Genomic DNA, 21001 nt, shown 5'->3' on the forward strand with positions numbered 1-21001 from the left:
AGGTAATAAATTATGTATAATTTCACTTGCACCAGCAACTATTGTTGGTATACTGCATAAGCATTATTAAAATCATTATTTATACCCATAGCTACACCACTTGAAATTAGACATCCACTAGTTGCCATATTACATATTTTTCTTATTACTTCAAATCTATTAGGTATTAATTCACTTAACCCACCAATTAGATTTGATATACCATAAGTACTTAAACTAATATATGTATCTCAATCCATTTGTTGTTTATTATCATTAGTTAATAATAATGGTCATGGTGGTGTTTCTGTGGTAGTAGTTGTTAATCAAGGTGGTGGTTCAGGATTAGGATTGATTTTTGTAAATTTTGCATAATTAATTAAACCAATAGTTCCTAAACCTAATAATATTTTTTTACTTGAATTTAATATTTTCTTTTTAGTACTTGGCATTTGATTTAAGTTTCATATATCAATTCCTAACTTTTTACTAAATAATAAAGCATTAATACTTCCTAATACTGGATTACCAATAATTTGACCATAATAAGCACTTGTACCAATCATTGCTGATAATGGACTTATTCCAATTCTTATTATTTTTAATAAAGTATAGTTATTTGATTGTACATTCGTGTCATTTGGCATTTTCATTTACTCCTTCATTTTTTGGTTTAATAAACACTTCAACTCAACCTGTATAGTGAACGTTATCACCAACTAAAATAGCAGTATTTGCATGTGGTTGAGAAACAACTAAATATTCAGCAATAACATTAGGATATTTTCATAAAATAATTGCTTTTATATCATTACTATCTGTTAAATCTTTGGGATTTGGTGAAAATATTTCTATTTTATCTTGACCAAATAAATCTGTTAATTTAGTCATTATCAAATTCACCTTTTTCTATTTTTTCAATTAATAAATTTAAAATATTTTTGTCCAAATCAGAGTTTGTATAATTAATTTTTTTAGTTCATTTAATTATATCTTTCATATATTTAAGTAATTTTTCTTTATTCATTATTTATTCTCCTTATTTAAATAATATCAACCAATTAATAAACTATCTGCTTCATCATGATTTGATATTTTTATATTTCAATTATTTTCTTTAATAATTTCTTCAGCAACATATATACTTAGTTCTTTATCTCAAGGTCTTAATCAAAAAATAGGTGGGTCATAACGTTCATATCATTTCTTTCATTCACTTGGACTTATTAACATATCTTTTGTTAATAATTTATTAAATTGTCCTGCAATAAAACCACGTAAATGTTCTTGAGTTTCATAACCAATACCATTTTTTGAATTAAAAGTACCACGTTCAATAATTAAATCCAATTCATTATCATTAACTTTTATATCTCAATAAAATTTTCTTTGTCCATCATATTCTTTTAAATTATAACTTTTAACAAATATTGGTTTTCAATTTCAAAAATCATATTTATCATGTAAATAAACTTTTTTTCATAAAGTAAATCCAGTATTTTTAATACTTGGGTCAATTGAAAGTAAATAATTAGTCATTATCAAATCACCGGTCTTTAATTCTGGTTTTAATTGGTTTATAAACTTCTTCATAATATCCGTTTAAGCGATATGTGTTTTTAAGATATTGCATAAATCTTTCTTTATTAATACAATTTTTATGTCTTGATTTATTAATTTCATCAACTTTATTTCTATGTTCTTTATCACCTTGATAACAATGTTCACATACATTTTCTCAGCAGTTTTTTTCACAAGTAAATAAATCATGTTTTTTATCACATACACAACAATCTTCACAACATACTTCTTTATTCATTATTTATTCTCCTTTCTATTATTTCTTTCTTGCTTTATTAATAAATTTATTCAAATAATTTGATTATCACCATCACCTAATTTTTTTAAAAGATATTCATATCTTTTCTTAAAATCTTCACTATCAATATCTCTATCTTGGTAAATTATTTTTTTCAATTTTTTTATTTTATACAAGGTTTTTGGAGAATATATTTCTCCATGCATGCAAAGAAAACATTTCATTATTTATTCTCCTTATTTTCAATTTGATTAGCAATTTCACTTAATATTTTTAATACTTTATATTCATTTTTTAATTCTTTAATAATAAATATTAAAAATATTATTAGTGTTATACTTGTTATTAATATTGGTGCTATTAATAAAATTTCTCATCATATCATTTTTTACTCTTTTCATTTTTTAAATCATTTAACATTAATTGAACAAAATACACGATTTTTAGGAATGTTTAAAGTATTAAAAATTTGACCAGTTACAATAATTTCATCGTTTTTGTTTAATAAAATACATCGGTTATAAAATTTTGGATTATTAAAAATTAAAGTAACATAGTTTAAACCATTTCATTGACCACGAACACTATAATATAATTCTTTATTACCTTTTTCGTAATATTTTGCTTCAATAGTGTTACTTAGTTTTACTGTTAATTTGACATAATTGGCTTTATCTTTCATTTTTATAATTCCTTAAATAGTATTGAATGTGTTTATATGCATCTTGTTCATGTTTTGTTAATTTTATATTTCCTTTATAATTTATTATTTTATTTTTATTTTTTGGTTGGTTTTCTAGATAATCTCAGTTGAAAACATCTTGTACTAATACCATTAATGAACCAATAATTTTAGGAGTTGCTAATGGATTAGTTAATAATTGTTTTGAACTTAAAAAGAAATTTTCTACAATAACTAATATTTTGTTTTCAAAAAATTGTTCTTTGATTATTGATAATATTCTTTTATAACGATTTTTATTTTCAAAAACATGTGTTGTGTTGAATGTTTCTGTATAAATAATCCTATTTGTTTCATTTGAATATATAACAATTCCATTATTACCAATACCAGCGGGGTCAATCCCAATAATTAAGTCATATTGCATTATTAATCAAATTCACCATTTTTAATTTTTTGATTTAATTGAGATATAAGATTTAATCTTCCATTAAAACAACTTTTTCAAAGTTTAGTTACTTTTTCATCGTCTCTCATTTCTTTATTTCATTCTCATTCATCTTTAAGATATTCAAGTATTTTTTCTTTATTCATATTTATACCTCCTACTTAACCTAATATTTAAAATACAGTCATAACAAATTGCTTTACTATTTTTATCTCTTAAAAAATATTTTCTTGTTTTTATATCATTAGTATTAAAGAATAAATAATCTAATTTATTTTGTTTACATGTTCAACAAAAATACTTTTTCATTATGAGTTGAAATTTCCTTATAAGAAGTAACTATATAATTAATTGGTAAATCATCATGTTTATATGGATTATTTATTTTAAAACCTTTTCTGTTTTCTTCTCACGTAATGTTATATTTAAAACAAGGATTAGTAATTTTAGTTTTGTTATCTGTTATTTCATCCATAAATCAACTATTATGCTGTTCATAAAATGTTAATTGTTCAAGTTTTATATCATTAAGATAATATTCTTTTGGAGCAGTTGGTTTATTAACAGTTATTTTTTGGTCTTTAATATATGGTTCTAATAACTTTATTAATTCATTACCACTTAATTCTTTTTTAATATTTTCTAAATTAAAAACTCAATATGTGTAACTGTTATCAACAATAAAAGAATTATTTTTAATCATTCATTTTGGAAGAGATAATTTATATTCAACATAATCAATAAGAATAGATTGTGGTTTATCTTTAACAATTTGTTCTTTTTTAAATTCTATTTGCATAATAATCCTTTCCTAATATGTTCTGTTGCTTCTAGCATAAAGAACATATATTTTTATTCTTAGATTATTAATAATACTACTATTTGTTTTATTCATTCCAGCAATTCTGGGCTCAAAAATAAATTGTGAAATTTTAAAAAACATTGAGGCATTCGATTCAATATTTATTTAATTTGCGTTTAGCAAATTAATATTTTAATTGAACCGGTCCCGCTCAATTTTTTTTACAAGTTTGAAATTTATTTTCTCGCCCAAAAATTTTTCAAAAAAAAATAAAAAATAAAACCAACACTTGCTCACTTGGTAGTGGCAAGGTTGGTTAAATAAAGAATAATAGTTGGTCCCCACTCCGGGTCTATATATACTAGTTTCCAATTCGCTCCCACCCCAAGAATTACCATTTCTGGTTAGTATATTTTATTAGGTATCACTCCACTTTTTATTTATCCATGCAAGTCCACATGCTAGCTACTATTTTTAACAACTGTGTTGTAGTTCACTTTTTTAGTTCCCTAACACGTGTTGATAATAGTGCTAAAGACGGTTATTAAAAATTTTAAAATTTTACAATTACAAAAAAAGACAAGAATTTTATTCTCGTCTTTTGTCATTTATTTTTTAATTTAATAGTTTAAAAAAGAAAGGAGTTATTTTTAAAAATTTTTATTTATCGACATCTTCGGTACGCTCCCTTTTTTAAATATATTAATCATTTCTTTTTCTTTAATTTCTTGATTAAGTTTATTTAACTTATTTTCTGCTTCATTAACTTTATTTTCTATTTCTTGTTGAGCATTATTTTCAGTTAAAGGTTCAGTTGTTTGTTGAACATTATCTTCATTTTCTAACATTTAACATTCTCCTAATCTTATTCCAGTAATCAATCTTTAACTAATTGTGGCATTTCACTTATTAGTTTTTTATAATCATTAACAGCATTTTCTAATGTATTGATATCAGAAAATTTAAAACAATTATCAATATGTAAATCAAAATCTCTATCAATACTGATATCTTGTTTTCTATATTTTTCATTAAATTCAATTTTTGTCATATTATTTTTCTCCTTTATTAATTTTTTCATTTAATTTTGCTAATTTTTTTTGATGTTTTATAATTTTGTTATTTGCTCTAACATGTTTTGGAGTTGTGATAAATCTTTTTAATAAAACAATAATTTCTCTGCAAATTAATGTTCCAACATTTGTTCCAATAATTATTAATTCATGTAAAAATTCTTTCATTTCAATATTTTCCTTTCAACTATTTATTTTTAATTTTTAATTATTCATCAAATTGACCACCATTAATTCTTTCAATCATTGATTTTGAATTACTCATAATGCTTACTAATAAGGCAATTTCTTTATTTAATTGTTCCATTTTATCTTTATATGTCTGAATTTCATTATTATAATATTCAATTATTTTTTCTTTATTCATAAATTATTCACCTCCTTTATAAACTCATGTGATTATAATCTCAATTTAATGAAGTATTATCATGATTTAATGGTACTTCGCTCATATTATCACTACCATAATATTGACTTGCAGTTTCACTATTAATAGTAAATCTATTATCATTAATTAATCTTGTAGCTTCATTTGTAAATGGTGTTTCTTGCATTTCTTCAATATGATTTGTATTTTCCATAGGTAATAAATTATGAATAATTTCACTTGCACCAGCAATTATAGTAGGTATTGCATAAGCATTATTAAAATCATTATTTATACCCATTGCTACACCACTTGATATTAAACAACCACCAGTAGCCATATTACAAATCTTTCTTATTGCTTCAAATTTATTAGGTATTAACTCAGTTAATCCACTAATAAGATTTGAAATACCATAAGCATTTAAACTAATATATGTATCTCAATCCATTAATGACTGATGTTCTTGTTTATCTAATAGTAATCATGGAGGACCCTCAGTTGTAGTTGTAGTAGTTATTGGAGTTGTTGTTGTTGGAATAATAGGATTAATATTATTTTCTGTTCATTTACTATAATTTGCTAATCCAATTGTTCCTAAACCTAGTAATATTTTTTTACTACTATTAATTAATTTAGTTTTAGTATTTGGTCTTTGATTTAAATTTCAAATATCTAAACCTAATTTTTTACCAAATAATAAACTATTAATTGAACCTAATACTGGATTTGCAATTACTTGACCATAATAAGCACTTGTACCAATCATTGCACAAATTGGACTTATTCCAATTCTAATTAATTTAGTTAAAGTATAATTTGATTGATTTTCTATACTTGGCATTTTATTCTCCTTTAATTTTCTAATTTTTTAATTGTTACTTTAATTCAACCTTGATAAACATCATTATCACCAACTATTAATGCAACATTACTTTCTGGGTCAGAAACAATTATATGTTTTGATTTAACATTTGGGTATTGTCTTAAAATAATTGCTCTAATATCATTACTTGTATGAATTGCTTTTGGAAATGGTAATAATATTTCAATTTCATCTTTATTTTCAAATAAAGTAGGCAATATTATCATTAGTCAAATTCACCTTTTTCTATTTTTTCAATTAATAAATTTAAAATATTTTTGTCAAAATCAGAGTTTGTATAATTAATTTTTTTAGTTCATTTAATTATATCTTTCATATATTTAAGTAATTTTTCTTTATTCATTATCAAAGTCTCCCTCATTAATATAAATCTGAAGATTAAATAAAACACTTTCTTTTCCTATTTTAAATAAATTACTAGAATTAGATTCTTTATTTTCTTTTAGAGTTGTTATAATAAAATTAATTAATTTTTCTTTATTAATACAATTTTTATGTCTTGATTTATTAATTTCATCAACTTTAATTCTATGTTCTTTACAATATGCTCTTCCATATTCATCAAATTGCTCATCTGTCATATTTTCACATTGTCTTTGTCTTTGTTTATTTTTAATTTCATCATAATATGGTTCATGAATAAATTTTTCAAATGTTATTGTTTCAGTTCATGTACATCTATTCATTATTTATTCTCCTTATTTGATTATTTTTTTCTAAATTTTTTGCAATTGAATTTAATAATTTTAAAACTTTATATTCATTTTTTAATTCTTTAATAATAAATATTAAAAATATTATTAGTGTTATGCTTGTTATTAATATTGGTACTATTAATAAAATTTTTCATAATATCATTTTTTACTCTTTTCATTTTTTAAATCATTTAACATTGATTGAACAAAATGCACGATTTTTAGGAATATTTAAAGTATTAAAAATTTGACCAGTTACTAAAATTTCATCATTTTTGTTTAATAAAATACATCGATTATAAAGTTTTGGTTTATTAAAAATTAAAGTAACATAGTTTAATCCATTTCATTGAGCACGAACACTATAATATAATTCCTTATTACCTTTTTCGTAATATTTTGCTTCAATAGTGTTACTTAGTTTTACTGTTAATTTGACATAATTGGCTTTATCTTTCATTTTTATAATTCCTTAAATAGTATTGAATATGCTTATATGCATCTTGTTCATGTTTTGTTAATTTTATATTTCCTTTATAATTTTCTATTTTATTTTTATTTTTTGGTTCACTTTCTTGATAATCTCAGTTCATAATATCTTGAACTAATACCATTAACGCGCCAATAATTTTAGGAGTTGCTAATGGATTAGTTAATAACTGCTTTGAACTTAAAAAGAAATTTTCTACAATAACTAATATTTTTTTATCAAAAAATTGTTCTTTAATTATCGATAGTATTCTTTTAAAACGATTTTTACTTTCAAAAACATGTGTTGTGTTGAATGTTTCCATATAAATAATTCTATTTGTTTCATTTGAATATATAATAATTCCATTATTACCAATTCCAGCGGGGTCAATTCCAATAATTAAGTCATAATGCATAATTAATCAAATTCACCATTTTGAATTTTTTCTTGTAATTTCATTATTAATTTAAGTTTTCAATTACTAATATTAATTTTAATTTCATCACTAATATCATCTTTAAGTAATTCCATAAATTCATTATCAAGATAATAAATTAATTTTTCTTTATCCATATTTATACCTCCTACTTAACCTAACATTTAAAATACAGTCATAACAAATTGCTTTACCATTTTTATCTCTTAAAAAATATTTTCTTGTTTTTATATCATTAGTATTAAAGAATAAATAATCTAATTTATTTTGTTTACATGTTCAACAAAAATACTTTTTCATTATGAGTTGAAATTTCCTTATAAGAAGTAACTAAATAATTAATTGGTAAATCATCATGTTTATATGGATTATTTATTTTAAAATCTTTTCTGTTTTCTTCTCACGTAATGTTATATTTAAAACAAGGATTAGTAATTTTAGTTTTGTTATCTGTTATTTCACAGATAAATCAACTATTATGCTGTTCATAAAATTTTAATGGTTCAAGTTTTATATCATTAAGATAATATTCTTTTGGAGCGGTTGGTTTATTAACAGTTATTTTTTGGTCTTTAATATATGGTTCTAATAATTTTATTAATTCATTACCACTTAATTCTCTTTTAATATTTTCTAAATTAAAAACTCAATATGTATATTTATCATCAGCAATAAAACTATTATTTTTAACCATTCATTTTGGACATTGTAATTTATATTCACCATAATCAATAAGAATAGATTGTGGTCTATCTTTAACAATTTGTTCTTTTTTAAATTCTATTTGCATAATAATCCTTTCCTAATATGTTCTGTTGCTTCTAGCATAAAGAACATATATTTTGATTTTTAGATTATTAATAATACTACTATTCGTTTTATTCATTCCAGCAATTCTGGGCTCAAAAATAAATTGTGAAATTTTAAAAAACATTGAGGCATTCGATTCAATATTTATTTAATTTGCGTTTAGCAAATTAATATTTTTAATTGAACCGGTCCCGCTCAATTTTTTTACAAGTTTGAAATTTATTTTCTCGCCCAAAAAATTTTTCAAAAAAAATAAAAAATAAAACCAACACTTGCTCACTGGGGAGTGGCAAGGTTGGTTAAATAAAGAATAGAATTAATACAATAGGTCCCTACAACAGGTCTATATACACTAGTTTCCAATTCGCTCCCACCCCAAGAATTACCATTTCTGGTTAGTATATTTTATTAGGCATCATCCACTTCTTATTTATCCATGCAAGTCCACATGCTAGCCACTATTTTGAACAACTGTGTTGTGGTTCACTTTTTTAATTCCTTAACACGTGTTGATAATAGTATTAAAGAAAATTATTAAAAATTTTAAAATTTTACAATTACAAAAAAAGACAAGATTATTTCTTGTCTTTTTCCTTAATAACTTTGATAATAATTTTTATTTTTTTTAAATGTATATTTTTTAAAATACGTCGAATATAAATTTAAAAATTTAAGGGTTAAAGAGAGTAATTTTGTCTAATTTTCATTATTTTTCAAATAATTCATTTTTGGAAATAAGTTACTAATGTAATAATTAATTATTTCGTAAATTTGACAAATATCCTTTCTTTTTTAACTTATTAATAATTATTTAATACTAAATTAATTATATATTATGTTGGATTTTAATGTAGTAATAGGAGTTTTAAATAACATTATAAGTTTAATTTAAAAAGATATTATTAAAATATTATTATTTTAGAATAATAAGTTATTTGGTGTACGAGGAAAAGGAATAACATCTCTAATATTATTAATACCAGTAATAAACATTAAAAATCTTTCTAGACCTAAACCAAAACCAGCACTTGGTGCATATCCATATTTTCTTAAATCAAAATATCATTGTAGATCATTACCCTCAATTTTGAATTGGGTTTTATTTTTTAGTAATTGTTCATAATTATCTTCACGAACAGAACCACCAATTAATTCACCAATCCCTGGCACTAATAAATCCATAGCTGCCACTGTTTTTTGTTGTGGATAATTACTATCAATTGGATTAAGTTTCATGTAAAAAGCTTTGATGGTTTGTGGATAGTTAATAACAAAAGTTGGTTGTTTAGTTATTTCTTCACATAAATATCTTTCATGTTCTGATTGTAAATCAATTCCTCATTTAATTTCATTAAATTCAAATTTTTTTCCTTTTTTTTGCGCATTTAAAAGTAATTCAATGACTTCTGTATAAGTAATAACTTTAAAATCAGATTTAAAATCGGCAATTTTTTCTAATTTTTCAATTAGTGATTGTTCATTTTTAGTTTCTTGTTTTTGTTCTAAAAATTTTAATTCAGAATTACAATTATTTAGAACATCTCTAATAACAGTTTTTATTAGTTTTTGGGCTAGTATAATATTATCTTGTAGATTACTAAAGGTAAATTCTGGTTCTACCATTCAAAATTCTGCTGCGTGACGTGTAGTATTAGATTTTTCAGCACGAAATGTTGGTCCAAATGTATAAACTTTTTGTAAAGATTGAGCGTAGGCTTCAGCATTTAACTGACCACTAACAGTTAATGAGGCTTTTTTCCCAAAAAAATCCTTTTCATATTTATCATTAGTTATAGTAGTAACAATAAAATTTTCACCAGCACCTTCAGCATCATTAGCTGTAATAAGAGGACTATGTAGGTAAATAAATTGATTATTATGAAAAAAATTATGAATAGATCATGATACTTGATCACGAATTCTAAATAATGACAAGAAAGTATTAGTACGAACACGTAAGTGTGCATGTTCACGAAGAAATTCATTTGTATGTTCTTTTTTTTGGATTGGATAATCATTAGCGCATATGTTGTAGACAGTAGCAGTAATTACTTTTAGTTCAAATGGTTGTTTCGCATTTGGTGTTAAAATTAAATTACCAGTAATAGTAACAGCACTACCAGTAGTAACATTAGTTAAATTGTTAGTATTTTCTAAATTTGGATCATATACTACTTGTAAGTTATTAATTGAAGAACCATCGTTTAAATCTAAAAACCCAACTTTTTTACTATTTCGATTAGAACGAACCCAACCGTTAACAGTTACTTGTGTTGGTATTTTTTTAGTTTTATCGTTACTATTAATAAATAAATTATTAATTGTGTAAATCATTATTGTTCCTCCTATTTATTTTTATATAATAAATAAATTATATATTAACTATTATCTTAGTAGGGAATTATTTATGATTTTTTTCATTAATATTTGGGATAAATTTTATTTTTAGTTAGTATAAAATTTCAAATTGAATTTTAAGTTAATGTTATAATATTACTTATAGTAAAGGGGGTTTATTATGGGCAAATTTTTAAAGTTAATTACTAATGGCTTTATGACAGGTGTTAGTGAACCATGATGTAATAATGAAGGAGTTGCAGTTTTACCTTTTGTATATAAATACAATCAATATTGATTTTTATTAATGAAAGAAAAGAATCCTTTATTTGAAAATAAAAAGATATCATTTTTTAGTACTCTAACAGGTGGTTGTAAATTAGGTAAATCATCACTAGAAACTGTTAAGAATGAAATTTTAGAAGAGACAGGAATTAATATTAGAAGCTTAAAACTTGATTGTATTTATAGACTTGGTAGTTACTATGCTAATAAAACTTCAATAAAAATATGACATTTTTATGCTGTTGATTTATCTAGTTTGAATTTAGATTTAAAGTTAAGTTATTTTGGTAAAGGTGATGGTAGTATTGGTGAAAATGGTATTAATGGTATTTTTATTAATGAGAGTGAACTAGATAAAGTTAATGATGCACTTACATTGGCAATTTATGGAAAATTACGATTGAATAATACAATAGTGAACATAAATAAATAAATAAATTTAAAAGGAAGAAAATATGTTTAAAGATATAAAATTTAGATTTATAAAAAGAAAGAAAAATATAAAAGAATTTTTATTATCAATACCCAAAGATCTTAATAAAATTCCATTTTCTGCTAAAGTAGCTATTATTTGTTTAGGGATTTTTATGTTATGAAATACATTTTTTGATTTGAATCATTTTATTAATCCTAATTTATATCCTTCGGTTTGAACTATTGTAAATCGTCAAGTTTATCATCCTTGACAGCAAGTATTATTATTCTTAAATGGTATTGCTGCTTTTACTAATGTTATTTGTATAATTTTAATTTCATTTGGTAAAATTTCTAATTTTTTTTGAGGCTTTTTTTCTGTTACTATTTATGGTTGTATTGCTTTAGTTTGAGATTATGTTGGTGATATGCAGTTGAATTTATTTTTCTTTTTGCCTTTTCAATTTATTGGCTATAGTTTATGGAAATTTCATTTAGATTCACAACAAGAAATAATTTCTAAACGTTTAAATTTAAAAACAAGTATTGTTACTATTACTTTGCAATTGTTTTATCAGTATTTTTTTATTTTGAAATTCCTGAATTTTCACGTGTAATTTTAGGGAAATATGATTTTGATGGTAATACTTTTCAACAAGTTTTACCACATATTCTAGATTCATTAACTAATTCTTTAAGTATTGTTGCGCAAATACTAATGTTATTACGTTTTCGTGAACAATGAATTTTTTGAATAATTGTTAATATTTTTCAAATAGCTATGTATTCGGGAGTTGCTCATAATCGTTTGGATGTAAATCTTTTATTAATGTGAATTGTTGCTCTTGGTAATTCTGGTTTTGGTTTTTATCAATGATTTTTTGTAAGAAGTAAAGAAAAAGTAGTAGTTAAAAAAGAAACATATGAGCAGTAATAACTTTTAAATAAGAAAAATAATAATTTAGAAAATAAGTTATTATTTTGTATAATAGTTTGTAAAGTATAAAATAATTATCAAAGAAGGTTATTATGAAAAAAAATGTATATATATTAAAAAATTTAGATGACACTAATACTCTTGCCAAAATAATTGCTAAAATTGCTAAACCAAATTTAATTTTATTATTAAATGGTCCGCTTGGTAGTGGTAAAACGCAAATTACTAAATTAATTGGTAATTTACTTGGAGTTAAAAATATTATTAATTCACCAACTTTTATTATTTGAAATAAGTATCAAACTAAATATGAATGAAATTTAATTCATATGGATGCTTATCGTTTAATTAATCCTCATTTAGAAGAATATTATGAAATAATGATGAATAATTTTATGATAATTGAATGATCGGAAAGATTAAAAATTAATTTTAATAATTATTCATATATTGCTATAGATTTTAAAATTATTGATATTAATAGTAGACAGATAGTTATTAATACTAATCTTCTTACAAAAGAGGAAGAAAAGTATTTATTTGATGCATTAAAAAAAATATAGAATTTTATTTATAAAAAAAAGTAGGATTTTTCCTACTTTTTTTTATACTTGTATGTGAAAGTAATTAAGCATAATACTATTAATAGTACTTTGACTAATTAGACCAAATTTTTGATATTGTTTTAATACTTCTAAAGTATAATTATTATCATCAACAGGATAATAATTATTTAAACCTCAAAGTAAACCAGCAAATAATACTAATGAACCAATAGCAATTGGACTAAAAGCATAATACACAGTTATTTTACGATTATGATATCCGATTAAAGAAGCAAATAATCATCCTGTGACAAAAGCAATCATTCAATATAATAATGTCACTACTTGTTGATCAGTTATAAATCAAAATATTAACATTAATAAAATAGTTGTAAAGAAACGACTCATAATTGGAGTTTTAAATAATTTATAATTTCAAATGAAAGGTAACATTGCTCCTAATGAAATTACAGGAAAAACTCAAAATCCTGACATGATATTAATATTATCAACAACACTTTGTAAAATACCGGTTAGAATCATTGCACCAATTCAAATGAAAATTGCTTTTCATAATCCATAAAATCCTTCAACAAATCTACCAACACGATAAAACATTCAAAGTGAAAATATTAAATTAATAGGAGCTGAAGGATTTATATCATTACCAGCAAATGGATAAATTAATCACCTTCAATATTGATAAGCACCAAATATTAAGTTATGATAATTGGCACCAAAAAGCAAATGTTGTTGTTTATAATCTAATGCTAATCAATCATCTTGACTAAGGTTTATAATTACTAGAAAAACAACAAGTGTAATAATAGGAATTATAAAAAGAAATCAGGTAACTGCCAAATTAGCATTAGTACATTTTTTTAATGTTTCGCTTAAGTAACGACGGTTTTGAAAATTAACTTTTTTTCAATTATCACTTAAAGTTCCAGTACTATTATCTTCATTAGTCTCTTCATTATTTTCGGTTTCAGTTTCAAGTTGGGGTAAGTCTACCTTAATAAATTTAGTAATACTAGGATAAAATTTAGATAATTCTTGAACAATTTTGTCACTAGTAGCAATAATAACATCAACCGCTGGTGACATTCGATTTTCGTTTTGGTTATCATCATTTAAAATAACCATTAAATAACGAATATCTTTAACACCTTCATCTGCTAATTGTTTATGTAAAATTTCATAAACTTCATCTTTATTTTTTAAATGGTGAGGATTAAAATTATTTTCTTTAATAATTTTAATGATATGATAAGTATTACTATCTTTATTAGTTAGATATACTTCACCTTTAACATGTAGTTTTAATTCTTTAGGAACATTAAATGGTCGATAATCTTGATGACTAATAAAATAATCAACTAATTGTAAACCTAAAATATCTAGAATATTATCATCCATTATTTAACACTTTCCTTTCGTAATAATTGTAATTTATTTTCAAAAAAATCAGGTAAATTACATTCAAAAGTCATAACTTTTTTAGTTGTGGGATGAGTAAAAGTAATGACTTTAGCATGTAAGTATTGTCCAATATTAGCATTTTCCAATTTAAACTTGCTGTATAAAGGGTCATTTACAATTGGATGTTCAATTCACTCAAAATGAACACGAATTTGGTGTGTTCGACCAGTTTCTAATTGACATTGAACTAAAGTATAGTCTTTAAATCGCTCAATAACTGTAAAATGAGTAGTTGCTTTCTTACTATTTTGTTCATTGACCATCATTTTTAGACGATTATTATTGCTTCTAGCAATAGGCGCTTTAATGGTTCCTGATCTACCTTTAATTGTACCATGAACTAATGCAATATAAATTCGTTTAATTTCATGTTTTTGTAATTGTTCTGCTAAAATATGATGACTAATTTTATTTTTAGCTACTAATAATAACCCTGTCGTTTGTTTGTCAATACGATGAACAATGCCTGGACGTAAATTATTTTCATCAATATTTTCAATTTTAGATTGGAATAATAATCCGTTAACTAAAGTATTATCTCAATTACCTGCTCCTGGGTGGACAACCAAATTATTAGGTTTGTTAATAACAAGAATTTCATTATCCTCATAAATTATTTCAAAATCAATTGCAGTTGCTTTTAAAGTGTTCTCTTTTTCATTTTTAATAATAATATTTATTTCATCATTATTTTTTAATAATAAGTTAGCTGATGAAATAGTTTTATTATTAACTATTACTTGCCCATTAGTGATTAAATTTTGGATAAAATTTCGTGAATAATGATGTTCTGTTAATACCATTGCTAAATATTTGTCGATGCGGATATTTTTGTTTTCATGATATGTTAGTTTTATCATCTTTTGATTTTCTATCATTGATGATTGTTGTGAATGTTCCGTTGTTGACTTCATTATTGTGTTCTCCAAACTTTTCTTGATAGGCATTAATTATGGTTCCAATAATTATTTGTAGAATAATAATTGTGATACCAATGGTAATAAATATATCCGCAGTATTAAAAATAGTATATGGTGGGAATAGTTGTCATAATAAAAAGTCAATAACACCACCATTATGTAAAAATCTATCGGTTAAATTACCGATTGTTCCTGCAATAACAAAACTGAGACCTAGTGCTCTGTTAATAGATTTAGTAAATAATAGTCAGGTGCTACTAGCAATTGCTACTAGAAAAGCAAAAGTTATTAGAAAGATTTTTTGATTTTGAAAAAAACTAAAAGCAGAACCATAATTAATAATAAATTTTAAATTAATAAATCCGGGTATGAATTTATATTCTTCACCAACTTTTATTCCATTTTGTACTGCTAATTTTATCATTTGATCAGTGACAATTAGAATAATAATTGCACAAAAACAAATTATTTTAGTTAATCATTTTCAATCACGTGTTTTTAAATGATTTTTAATTGCTAATCAAGAAAATTCCATAATTACTTCTTTCTAAACTAATATTAGTTATTTACATTATTAAGGATAACACTTCAAAACAACGATTACAAACATCTTCTTTTGTTTCATTAACAATTAATCAACAGCGAGGACATTTAGTACCCTCTTTTGTTTTAACATTAATAGTTCAGTTATTAACGTTGCTATTATTATAATTAATATTAACTTCACTAACAATTAATAATTGTGCTAATTCTTTTTCATCAATTGTTGATAAGATATTATGATTATCTTTAAAAATAATAGTCACTATTGTTTCTAAGGCTGTTTTAACAATTTTGTCTTTTTTAGCTTGTTCAATAACTTTATTAACTTCATTTTTAAAGTTAATAAAATATTCTCATTTTTCCATTAGTTTTGTTGGTTTGTTTAAATTTCATGGTTGTGGAAATTTTTTTAAATGAATAGAATCACTGCTTGTGTTTAAATCTTTTTTAGTTAAACTTTGAAATGCTTCTTCAGTAGTGTGTGGTAAAATAGGGGCTAATAAACCAATTAAAGTTTTTACTATTAAAAACATTGTCATTTGTACTTGTTTTCTTCTAATATCATTTTTGCTATTAACATATAAAATATCTTTAGTAAAATCACAATAAAAAGCAGACAAATCATTAGTAACAAAATTTAAAATTAAATGATAGATAGTATTAAATTGATAAGTTTGATAATTTTCATTAATTTTAGTCACTAATCTGTTTAATTTATTTAAAATATATTGATCAACTTCTGATAAACTATTAATAATTTCTTCTTCTGTTTTATTTTCAATAGTTTTGATATCTAAATCAAATAAATTACCTAGTAAGAAACGAAAAATATTTCTGATTTTACGATAGTTTTCACTAACTTGTTTTAAAATTTCAGTACCAATTCTTGTATCATCAGTAAAATCAACACTGGCTACTCATAATCGTAAAATATCAGCACCATTAGTATCACAAATTGATTTAACACTAATAACATTACCAATTGATTTTGACATTTTATTGCCTTTAGCGTCAGTTACAAAACCATGTGCCAGCAAGTTTTTATAGGGACTACTATTATTAGTAATAGTTCCTGTTGTTAAACTTGAATTAAATCAACCACGAAATTGATCATTACCCTCCAAATATAAATCTGCTGGTCAAGGTAAATTATTATTTTTAATAACTGCTAAGTGGGAAACGCCACTATCATATCAAACATCCATGATGTCTTGTTCTTTATAAAAAATACCATTTGGACTATCTTTATGTTGATATTTAGGTGGTAATAAATCTTTTGCTTCTTTTTCGAATCAAATATTTGAACCATGTTTAGCAAATAAATCAGCAACATGATTAATAAGGTTTATATCCATGATTGGTTCTTTTTTTTCGGTGTAAAAAATTGGAATTGGTAATCCTCAAGCACGTTGACGAGAAATGCATCAATCATAGCGATTATTTGTCATTAATAACATTCTTTTTTTTGCTCATTCAGGAACAAAATTTACTTTATTAATATTTTTAGTAAGTAATGGTTTGATTTTTTCAATAGCGATAAATCATTGTAAAGTGGCACGATAAATAACGGGTTTTTTAGTTCGTCAATCATGTGGATATTGATGTTTAAATCATTTCATACCAATTAATGTACCATTATTTTTTAAGCGCTCAACAATAATTTTATTAGTATCATCATAAAATTTATTGACTAATTGTTCATCATTGATTTCTGCTGTAAATTGACCTTGATCATTAATTGGACAAAGAATTTTGATATTATGTTTTAATCCTAAATCAAAATCTTCTTCACCAAACGCTGGAGCAGTGTGAACAATTCCAGTTCCATCATTTATAGTAACATGAGAACCATGAACGATTGGAGTTTTTCTTTGATATAATGGATGTAATGCTGTTAATCCAATTAAATCTTTACCAGAAATTGTTTTAACAATTATAAAATCGGTGATGTTGTTTGCTTTAGTAAAAGAATCAATCAATGGTTGTGCAATAATATATTGTTGTTCATTAGTTTTAATAATACTATATGTAAATTCTTCATTTACTGCTAACATTTGATTGCTAGGAATGGTTCATGGTGTTGTTGTTCAAATTATTAGTGAGGTAGGTAAGTTAAATATTTTTTTTTCATCATTTAGTAAAAAGGCAACATAAATAGCAGCACTAGTTTTTGTTAAATATTCAACTTCAGCTTCAGCTAAGGCACTTTCGCTTGATGGTGATCAATATACAGGATATAAATTACGATATACTAGTTTTTTTTCTACCATTTTAGCAAAAACTTTAATTTGTTCAGATTCATATTTTTTATCATAAGTAACATAATGATCTTCAAAATCTGTTAATAATCCTAATGTTTTAAATTGATTAATTTGATTAGCAACTTGCAGTTCTGCATATTTTTGACATTGTTTTCTAAAATCTGATACTGCTATTGTTTTACGATTAATTCCCGAGTTAGTAACTGCTGTTTCAATAGGTAAACCATGCGTATCTCAACCTGCAATATAGGGTGCATAATAATTGCTACTATTATAATAGCGAACAATAATATCTTTTAAAATTTTATTTAATGCATGTCCTAAATGTAGATCACCATTAGCATATGGAGGTCCATCATGAAGAATAAAAGTTTTCGTAGATTTTTTATTTTTGTTAATTAGTTGTTGATATATTTTTTGGTCTTGTCAATATTTTTGTAGTTGTGGTTCTTTTATAGTTAAATTAGCACGCATTTCAAAGTTAGTTTGAGGCATTAATAATGTATCTTTATAGTTTTTATTCATGTATATTATTCTCCTTTAAAATAACAAGTTTTATTTGTACTAATTATTCTTTTTTATTCTTAAATCATTATACTAGTAATTACTTGAAATTTGTATAATATTTACTTTATTTTAATAATAAGATTTTATAAAACTTAAAAGTTAAAAATATTACTTTTAGTGAGTATTATTTTATAATAAAGTATAAACTTATTAAAGTTTATAAAAAATATTTTTAAAATTTTAAAAAAGAGGTTAATGAATAATGTTAAAAATTTTTATTTCATATCATCATTTAAGAGAACAAAAAGCAAAGGATGAATTATCAGAATTAATTTCGCAATGTTATGGAGAATATTTTGAAGTGAAAGACGTATCTGTAAAACTAGGTGATATTGATCCGCAATTGCCTCCTAAAAAGATATTTAAAACTATTAGAGAAGAGTATTTAAAAGATTCAGATACTACTGTAGTTATTTTAGGAAAACATACAAAATGTAGAAAACATATTGATTGAGAAATTGCATCTTCATTATCAATATATGGTAGTCTTCATCGAAGGGGAAAAAATGGTTTATTAATACTTTTAACTGATGATTTTATTAAAAAAGCAAAAAAAAATTGTGATTTTAATGATAATGATTACAAAACTTTAATTAATGAACAAAATTCTACTCCAAGAATTTATGAAAATGTAATAAATAACTATGCAATCGTTGAAAGTTTTTCAAATGTAGTTTCAAATCCTTTAAAGTTTAAAAAATTACTTGATAAATGTCAAGATAAAGTTAAAACTGAAAAATTGAAAAAAAACTTTGATCTTTTCAAAGAAATAAATTTGTTTGAAGAAAATATAGAAGATTGTCCAAAAAAATCTAAAAATAAACTAAATTGTTATTTTTCAAAAAAACATAAATCAAAAAAATTATTTTTTGAAAAAGTTAAAACTGAAGTTAATAATAATAATGAAAACTTTGGGGAGGTTCCCAAAAAAGTAGGAAGATGAATTACTAGATAATTAACTTATTTCCAGATGAATTATTTTAAAAATCATTAAAATTAGACAAAATTACTCTCTTTTCTTAAAACATTAAATTTATATTTTATATTCGACGTATTTAAAAAAAATAAAATATACATTTTATAAGTTAAATTAAAATTATCAACAAGGAAAAAGACAAGAAATAATCTTGTCTTTTTTTGTAATTGTAAAATTTTAAAATTTTTTATTATTAGCACCCTTTAAATATCTACTACACGCAGTGACCAAGTAGGAGAAAGTTAATAATTAATAATCTTCTTTAACACTATTATCAACACGTGTTAGGGAACTAAAAAAGTGAACTACAACACAGTTGTTAAAAATAGTAGCTAGAACATGTGGACTTGCATGGATAAATAAAAAGTGGAGTGATACCTAATAAATTATACTAACCATTAAATGGTAATTCTTGGGGTGGGAGCGAATTGGAAACTAGTATATATAGACTTGTTGTAGGGACCTATTGTATTAATTCTATTCTTTATTTAACCAACCTTGCCACTCCCCAGTGAGCAAGTGTTGGTTTTATTTTTTATTGTTTTTTAAAATTTCACAATTTATTTTTGAGCCCAGTTTTCATGGAATGAATAAAACGAATAGTAGTATTATTAATAATCTAAAAATCAAAATATATGTTCTTTATGCTAGAAGCAACAGAACATATTAGGAAAGTAAGTAAGGTAATTTAATAATGAATAATGATTATGAATGAATATGATATTGTGATATTTATGGTTGTAAAAATAACAACAGTAAGCAAGAAATATATGTTTGTTCAATTAAAAAAGATACAAAATTAGGATTATGTAAAACTCATTTTAATAATTATAGAAATATAATCAATGATTATATTATTGATAAAAAACAAGAAAATGTAGGTAAATAAAATGAAAAAGTATTTTTGTTGAACATGTAAACAAAATAAATTAGATTATTTATTCTTTAATACTGATGATATAAAAACAAGAAAATATTTTTTAAGAGATAAAAATAGTAAAGCAATTTGTTATGACTGTATTTTAAATATTAGGTTAAGTAGGAGATATAAATATGGATAAAGAATATTTAACTAAAAGAGGAACGATTTACATACCGGACAGTGATGATATTGAATTTAAAATAGGACTAATTAAACTGATTGATGATTTAAAAAAAGATAATTTAGTTTGTGGTCATAAAGAATTTATTGAAGAATGTAAATATTGTTGATGTAATTGTGATTTAGAAATTATTAAAACAGTTATTAGAGGTTAACTTAATTA

At 23.4% G+C, this 21001-nt stretch carries 40 protein-coding genes; 9 read left to right on the forward strand and 31 right to left on the reverse strand.

What is annotated here, in order from left to right; genetic code table 4:
* Positions 1-38: 38 nt before the first annotated feature.
* From AACK83_RS03405 to asnS, 27 genes are all read right to left on the reverse strand, one after another.
* Complete coding sequence (locus AACK83_RS03405; RefSeq protein ID WP_338959397.1) at positions 39-626, reverse strand: hypothetical protein; 588 nt, start codon at positions 624-626, stop codon at positions 39-41.
* Entirely contained in the window at positions 595-870 is a 276-nt protein-coding gene (locus AACK83_RS03410; protein WP_338957557.1) for a hypothetical protein, read from the reverse strand. Before AACK83_RS03410 ends, AACK83_RS03405 begins: the two co-directional genes overlap by 32 nt.
* Complete coding sequence (locus AACK83_RS03415) at positions 863-1006, reverse strand: hypothetical protein (RefSeq protein ID WP_338957559.1); 144 nt, start codon at positions 1004-1006, stop codon at positions 863-865. The genes AACK83_RS03410 and AACK83_RS03415 overlap by 8 nt, the downstream gene beginning before the upstream one ends.
* Positions 1006-1518 carry a hypothetical protein gene (locus AACK83_RS03420; RefSeq protein ID WP_338957560.1) on the reverse strand — a complete coding sequence of 171 codons (513 nt, stop codon included), beginning with the start codon at positions 1516-1518 and terminating at the stop codon, positions 1006-1008. Before AACK83_RS03420 ends, AACK83_RS03415 begins: the two co-directional genes overlap by 1 nt.
* A complete protein-coding gene (locus AACK83_RS03425; protein WP_338957561.1) occupies positions 1511-1798 on the reverse strand; it encodes a hypothetical protein in 288 nt (95 codons plus the stop codon). Before AACK83_RS03425 ends, AACK83_RS03420 begins: the two co-directional genes overlap by 8 nt.
* Positions 1798-2022, reverse strand: a complete 225-nt coding sequence (locus AACK83_RS03430; protein WP_338957562.1) for a hypothetical protein — start codon at positions 2020-2022, stop codon at positions 1798-1800. Before AACK83_RS03430 ends, AACK83_RS03425 begins: the two co-directional genes overlap by 1 nt.
* Complete coding sequence (locus AACK83_RS03435) at positions 2022-2183, reverse strand: hypothetical protein (protein WP_338957563.1); 162 nt, start codon at positions 2181-2183, stop codon at positions 2022-2024. Before AACK83_RS03435 ends, AACK83_RS03430 begins: the two co-directional genes overlap by 1 nt.
* Positions 2184-2186: 3 nt before the next feature.
* Positions 2187-2480 carry a hypothetical protein gene (locus AACK83_RS03440; protein WP_338957564.1) on the reverse strand — a complete coding sequence of 98 codons (294 nt, stop codon included), beginning with the start codon at positions 2478-2480 and terminating at the stop codon, positions 2187-2189.
* Positions 2470-2907: a hypothetical protein gene (locus tag AACK83_RS03445; RefSeq protein ID WP_338959398.1), complete on the reverse strand. Its 438-nt coding sequence runs from the start codon at positions 2905-2907 to the stop codon at positions 2470-2472. The genes AACK83_RS03440 and AACK83_RS03445 overlap by 11 nt, the downstream gene beginning before the upstream one ends.
* Before the next feature lie 2 nt (positions 2908-2909).
* Complete coding sequence (locus tag AACK83_RS03450) at positions 2910-3074, reverse strand: hypothetical protein (protein ID WP_338957566.1); 165 nt, start codon at positions 3072-3074, stop codon at positions 2910-2912.
* A gap of 134 nt (positions 3075-3208) precedes the next feature.
* On the reverse strand, positions 3209-3727 hold the full coding sequence (locus tag AACK83_RS03455) for a hypothetical protein (protein ID WP_338959400.1): 519 nt from the start codon (positions 3725-3727) through the stop codon (positions 3209-3211).
* A 12-nt stretch (positions 3728-3739) separates the two neighbouring features.
* The gene (locus AACK83_RS03460) at positions 3740-3871 is read right to left on the reverse strand and encodes a hypothetical protein (protein WP_338958910.1); all 132 of its coding nucleotides are present in this window, start codon (positions 3869-3871) and stop codon (positions 3740-3742) included.
* Positions 3872-4380: 509 nt separating this feature from the next.
* Positions 4381-4578, reverse strand: coding sequence for a hypothetical protein (locus tag AACK83_RS03465; protein ID WP_338959401.1), 198 nt, complete (start codon positions 4576-4578; stop codon positions 4381-4383).
* Between the two features lie 17 nt (positions 4579-4595).
* Positions 4596-4781 carry a hypothetical protein gene (locus AACK83_RS03470; RefSeq protein WP_338959402.1) on the reverse strand — a complete coding sequence of 62 codons (186 nt, stop codon included), beginning with the start codon at positions 4779-4781 and terminating at the stop codon, positions 4596-4598.
* A gap of 1 nt (position 4782) precedes the next feature.
* Entirely contained in the window at positions 4783-4971 is a 189-nt protein-coding gene (locus tag AACK83_RS03475) for a hypothetical protein (RefSeq protein ID WP_338959403.1), read from the reverse strand.
* A gap of 40 nt (positions 4972-5011) precedes the next feature.
* On the reverse strand, positions 5012-5170 hold the full coding sequence (locus tag AACK83_RS03480; RefSeq protein WP_338959405.1) for a hypothetical protein: 159 nt from the start codon (positions 5168-5170) through the stop codon (positions 5012-5014).
* A 16-nt stretch (positions 5171-5186) separates the two neighbouring features.
* A complete protein-coding gene (locus tag AACK83_RS03485; RefSeq protein WP_338959406.1) occupies positions 5187-6014 on the reverse strand; it encodes a hypothetical protein in 828 nt (275 codons plus the stop codon).
* A gap of 11 nt (positions 6015-6025) precedes the next feature.
* Positions 6026-6262: a hypothetical protein gene (locus tag AACK83_RS03490; protein ID WP_338959408.1), complete on the reverse strand. Its 237-nt coding sequence runs from the start codon at positions 6260-6262 to the stop codon at positions 6026-6028.
* Positions 6262-6399, reverse strand: coding sequence for a hypothetical protein (locus tag AACK83_RS03495; protein ID WP_281747958.1), 138 nt, complete (start codon positions 6397-6399; stop codon positions 6262-6264). The genes AACK83_RS03490 and AACK83_RS03495 overlap by 1 nt, the downstream gene beginning before the upstream one ends.
* Positions 6392-6742 carry a hypothetical protein gene (locus AACK83_RS03500; protein WP_338959409.1) on the reverse strand — a complete coding sequence of 117 codons (351 nt, stop codon included), beginning with the start codon at positions 6740-6742 and terminating at the stop codon, positions 6392-6394. The genes AACK83_RS03495 and AACK83_RS03500 overlap by 8 nt, the downstream gene beginning before the upstream one ends.
* Entirely contained in the window at positions 6735-6914 is a 180-nt protein-coding gene (locus AACK83_RS03505; RefSeq protein WP_338959410.1) for a hypothetical protein, read from the reverse strand. The genes AACK83_RS03500 and AACK83_RS03505 overlap by 8 nt, the downstream gene beginning before the upstream one ends.
* A gap of 3 nt (positions 6915-6917) precedes the next feature.
* Complete coding sequence (locus AACK83_RS03510; protein ID WP_338957297.1) at positions 6918-7211, reverse strand: hypothetical protein; 294 nt, start codon at positions 7209-7211, stop codon at positions 6918-6920.
* Positions 7201-7638: a hypothetical protein gene (locus AACK83_RS03515; RefSeq protein ID WP_338959411.1), complete on the reverse strand. Its 438-nt coding sequence runs from the start codon at positions 7636-7638 to the stop codon at positions 7201-7203. The genes AACK83_RS03510 and AACK83_RS03515 overlap by 11 nt, the downstream gene beginning before the upstream one ends.
* Before the next feature lie 2 nt (positions 7639-7640).
* A complete protein-coding gene (locus AACK83_RS03520; RefSeq protein ID WP_338957292.1) occupies positions 7641-7796 on the reverse strand; it encodes a hypothetical protein in 156 nt (51 codons plus the stop codon).
* 134 nt (positions 7797-7930) lie between these two features.
* Complete coding sequence (locus AACK83_RS03525; RefSeq protein ID WP_338959413.1) at positions 7931-8449, reverse strand: hypothetical protein; 519 nt, start codon at positions 8447-8449, stop codon at positions 7931-7933.
* Between the two features lie 12 nt (positions 8450-8461).
* Positions 8462-8593 carry a hypothetical protein gene (locus AACK83_RS03530; RefSeq protein WP_338957288.1) on the reverse strand — a complete coding sequence of 44 codons (132 nt, stop codon included), beginning with the start codon at positions 8591-8593 and terminating at the stop codon, positions 8462-8464.
* Positions 8594-9387: 794 nt separating this feature from the next.
* Entirely contained in the window at positions 9388-10806 is a 1419-nt protein-coding gene (asnS, locus tag AACK83_RS03535) for an asparagine--tRNA ligase (RefSeq protein ID WP_422397100.1), read from the reverse strand.
* A 181-nt stretch (positions 10807-10987) separates the two neighbouring features.
* Between asnS and AACK83_RS03540 the strand changes: the two genes are divergently transcribed.
* The 4 genes from AACK83_RS03540 (at position 10988) to tsaE (ending at position 13005) form a co-directional block, all read left to right on the forward strand.
* On the forward strand, positions 10988-11524 hold the full coding sequence (locus AACK83_RS03540) for a hypothetical protein (RefSeq protein ID WP_286642680.1): 537 nt from the start codon (positions 10988-10990) through the stop codon (positions 11522-11524).
* Positions 11525-11546: 22 nt separating this feature from the next.
* Positions 11547-12122: a nicotinamide riboside transporter PnuC gene (gene pnuC / locus AACK83_RS03545; RefSeq protein ID WP_338959416.1), complete on the forward strand. Its 576-nt coding sequence runs from the start codon at positions 11547-11549 to the stop codon at positions 12120-12122.
* A gap of 101 nt (positions 12123-12223) precedes the next feature.
* Positions 12224-12439: a nicotinamide mononucleotide transporter gene (locus AACK83_RS03550; protein WP_338959418.1), complete on the forward strand. Its 216-nt coding sequence runs from the start codon at positions 12224-12226 to the stop codon at positions 12437-12439.
* 95 nt (positions 12440-12534) lie between these two features.
* The gene (gene tsaE, locus AACK83_RS03555; RefSeq protein WP_286642683.1) at positions 12535-13005 is read left to right on the forward strand and encodes a tRNA (adenosine(37)-N6)-threonylcarbamoyltransferase complex ATPase subunit type 1 TsaE; all 471 of its coding nucleotides are present in this window, start codon (positions 12535-12537) and stop codon (positions 13003-13005) included.
* Positions 13006-13047: 42 nt separating this feature from the next.
* Here the strand turns inward: tsaE and AACK83_RS03560 are convergent, their stop codons facing one another.
* Genes AACK83_RS03560 through ileS form a run of 4 tightly spaced genes read right to left on the reverse strand, consistent with a single transcriptional unit; the run spans position 13048 to position 18718 of the window.
* Entirely contained in the window at positions 13048-14406 is a 1359-nt protein-coding gene (locus AACK83_RS03560) for a hypothetical protein (RefSeq protein ID WP_338959420.1), read from the reverse strand.
* Positions 14406-15329, reverse strand: coding sequence for an RluA family pseudouridine synthase (locus AACK83_RS03565; RefSeq protein WP_338959797.1), 924 nt, complete (start codon positions 15327-15329; stop codon positions 14406-14408). The genes AACK83_RS03560 and AACK83_RS03565 overlap by 1 nt, the downstream gene beginning before the upstream one ends.
* Positions 15217-15924 carry a signal peptidase II gene (gene lspA / locus AACK83_RS03570; protein ID WP_338959421.1) on the reverse strand — a complete coding sequence of 236 codons (708 nt, stop codon included), beginning with the start codon at positions 15922-15924 and terminating at the stop codon, positions 15217-15219. The genes AACK83_RS03565 and lspA overlap by 113 nt, the downstream gene beginning before the upstream one ends.
* Before the next feature lie 31 nt (positions 15925-15955).
* Positions 15956-18718: an isoleucine--tRNA ligase gene (ileS, locus tag AACK83_RS03575; RefSeq protein ID WP_338959422.1), complete on the reverse strand. Its 2763-nt coding sequence runs from the start codon at positions 18716-18718 to the stop codon at positions 15956-15958.
* A gap of 244 nt (positions 18719-18962) precedes the next feature.
* On the opposite strand from ileS, the gene AACK83_RS03580 reads away from it, so the two are divergent.
* The 5 genes from AACK83_RS03580 to AACK83_RS03600 all read left to right on the forward strand — a co-directional run bounded on the left by AACK83_RS03580 (position 18963) and on the right by AACK83_RS03600 (position 20993).
* On the forward strand, positions 18963-19715 hold the full coding sequence (locus tag AACK83_RS03580) for a TIR domain-containing protein (RefSeq protein ID WP_338959423.1): 753 nt from the start codon (positions 18963-18965) through the stop codon (positions 19713-19715).
* Between the two features lie 559 nt (positions 19716-20274).
* On the forward strand, positions 20275-20406 hold the full coding sequence (locus AACK83_RS03585; RefSeq protein ID WP_338959425.1) for a hypothetical protein: 132 nt from the start codon (positions 20275-20277) through the stop codon (positions 20404-20406).
* A 24-nt stretch (positions 20407-20430) separates the two neighbouring features.
* On the forward strand, positions 20431-20625 hold the full coding sequence (locus AACK83_RS03590; protein ID WP_338959427.1) for a hypothetical protein: 195 nt from the start codon (positions 20431-20433) through the stop codon (positions 20623-20625).
* A gap of 1 nt (position 20626) precedes the next feature.
* The gene (locus AACK83_RS03595; RefSeq protein WP_338959429.1) at positions 20627-20797 is read left to right on the forward strand and encodes a hypothetical protein; all 171 of its coding nucleotides are present in this window, start codon (positions 20627-20629) and stop codon (positions 20795-20797) included.
* On the forward strand, positions 20790-20993 hold the full coding sequence (locus AACK83_RS03600) for a hypothetical protein (RefSeq protein ID WP_338959431.1): 204 nt from the start codon (positions 20790-20792) through the stop codon (positions 20991-20993). Before AACK83_RS03595 ends, AACK83_RS03600 begins: the two co-directional genes overlap by 8 nt.
* The last annotated feature ends 8 nt before the right edge of the window (positions 20994-21001 follow it).

This window comes from Spiroplasma endosymbiont of Tiphia femorata, from assembly GCF_964020225.1.
Taxonomy (GTDB): Bacteria; Bacillota_I; Bacilli_A; order Mycoplasmatales; family VBWQ01; genus Spiroplasma_E.